This window comes from Staphylococcus gallinarum (assembly GCF_000875895.1).
Taxonomy (GTDB): Bacteria; Bacillota; Bacilli; order Staphylococcales; family Staphylococcaceae; genus Staphylococcus; species Staphylococcus gallinarum.
Genome location: NZ_JXCF01000057.1, coordinates 1 through 2,392, shown reverse-complemented (window position 1 = coordinate 2,392; position 2,392 = coordinate 1). Strand labels below are relative to the sequence as shown.

Annotated in this window: 2 protein-coding genes; both read right to left on the bottom strand. The window is 32.1% G+C overall.

Features of this window, described 5'->3' with window-relative positions; translation table 11 throughout:
- The coding region (locus tag SH09_RS12900) for a KxYKxGKxW signal peptide domain-containing protein (protein WP_042740049.1) at window positions 1-891 on the bottom strand (891 nt) is incomplete at its 3' end.
- Between the two features lie 723 nt (window positions 892-1,614).
- On the bottom strand, window positions 1,615-2,392 hold a 778-nt coding region (locus SH09_RS12895; protein WP_042740048.1), incomplete at its 5' end, for an LPXTG cell wall anchor domain-containing protein.

Below are 2,392 nucleotides of genomic sequence, written 5' to 3'. Positions count from 1 at the left end.
AGAACCAATTGTGTCATGACTAATAGTATACCCATCTCTACTTGTTAATGTGCCTGCTGAAGTATCAACAGCAGATCTTAGTGTACTGTCATCAGCAAGTCTAAAACCAGCACGATTAGTATAAGTAGCAGCGACTGCTTTAAGTCCATCATTTGCTGTAATTCCAGTACTTAGTAAAGAGTCTACTTCCCTAGAATTTGGTGCTGTCAAAGTATTTGATGCTATATTAGAGGTTACATCTTTTGAATCTGTTTCAGAAACTGTCTGGCTAGTCACTGACATCGTTGTGCTAGAATCAGCAGTATCCTCTTGAGTTGAGTAAGTGTTATCCCCTTCTTTTTCATTAGATTCTGATAATACTTTCTCTTCACGTACCGATGTACTTTCATTAGCTGATTCTGATTCTATGCTTTCTGATTGACTAATCGAAAGACTTTCAGAAAGTGAAATAGACACTTTTGTTGATTCAGAAATACTTTGTATTTCTGAATTTACTGATTCTGCTGATTCTGATACTATACTTTCTGATTGTACTTGATCGATTACTGTCGATGTCTGGTCGCCTATTGTTTGACTATTTGCTGTTAATTCTGATGTGACAGGTATTTCAGATGCAGCTAATACGTGTTGATCATGCAACATATTAACTGTAAATAAACCTCCTGTAATTGCAGTAGTTCTAAGGGCATTCTCTTTAATGATACCACCAACACTCACTTTGTCACTTTGCTCTTTATCAACTTTATCCGTTAATAAAGAAAGGCCTAACATGTTAAGTAATTGAATTTCTTTGACACCTGCCTTAACCCAGTTTTTTCCGGATTTGTACAATTTTACTCTATTTTTTTCTTCGCCAAAACTCTTTTTAAATTCTCGTGATTTTCTAGTCATAAAAAGACTCCCATTACAAATGTATTCTACAATATATTTATTAAGATTCTACTGAAAATATATCGCCGTCCACAATTTTACACTTTATATCTAAAGATAGTCAATATTATATAATGTTTATAAGTGTGAATTTTCTTTGATTACGTTTTATACTTTCAAAATTAAATAATCACTTTGATATATTTTTAACGTTAACTTTTGACCTAAAACAATGTGTTGAAGTATGGAAAAGGCACTATAGAAGAAGTGGTAATACATTTATGTATATATCGATAGATGAATCTGTTATAAATTTTATGAAAGATGAAACGGTTAAGTTTATAAAATCTACTTATACTATAGAAATTTGTGATATTTGGATTTTGAGAGTTTCAGGATAGAATATAAGTCCTAAAAAACAGGGTGGAACCCATTAAGTGTTTGAACGAAGTTTTTTAAGTCTCACATTCTATCGGTATGGATATTTTGTGTAATATAGGTCGTATTTTTAAGTGTGTGTTTAACATACTTTTATTATCTAATCTTAATAAATTGTAAAAATTCTTTGCACTACTTCATCTGCTTCTTTGTTTTTAGTGGTTTCTAACAACTTAGCCTACTTATCTTAGTAAATAGTTTGCCAAAATATTTCACACCATTTCCTTAAAGAGAGTTTGCACTCGGAATTAGTAATAAAAAGCGACAGAATCGTAATTGACCTGTCGCTTTTTTTATTTGAAATTATTACTTACTTAATTTTTCTTCTTTACGCTTTCTGAAAAATAATAGTGCTCCTAATCCAGCGAAAAGACTGCCAAACAACGTTGTTGGTTGAGATCCCTGTCCAGCTTCTGGTAAAACCTTGATACCATTTGTCTTAGATATTACATGTCTATTGGTAATTTCTTTCTCTATGCCTGTCATTTTTCCATCTGCTGTTTTTGCTTCTTCTACAGCTTGTTTTGCCCCATTCAATTGTTCTGTATTATTTAAGTTTCGTAGTTTCTCTTTAATATCATCAGAAACATTCATCACCGCAAAGCTTTTATCTGTTTGTAAATTGTCAGAACTATGCACACTGTTATTAAATGTGTAAGTAATTGGCACTTTTAAAACTTCTTCATCTTTATCGTAATACTGTTGAAGTTTTTGCCATTTTTCTGTGTTGTTTTCAATATCTGCTAAAGTTAAATCATGACTTGCAGTAATTGGTAAGTCATAAATTTTGTTGTAGTATGTTTGTTGTTTTAGTAAATCTGGATTTTTAACACCATTTTTACCTGTTACAATCGTTAATTGATTATCTGTACTCACACTCTTATCTGCTGTAAACAGTGATGTTGTGTTCTCTTTCAACGTAAGTTTAACGCCTTCTGGTACTTGCACACCTAACGTGATTTCTTTAGGCAATGTTGTACGCTTCGTTACATTACGTGTTGGTACTGTTTGATGAATGACAAACTGATCATCTTGACCTGTTGTTGTCGTAACATCTTCAACACTAAATGGTGGTACTTCTAAT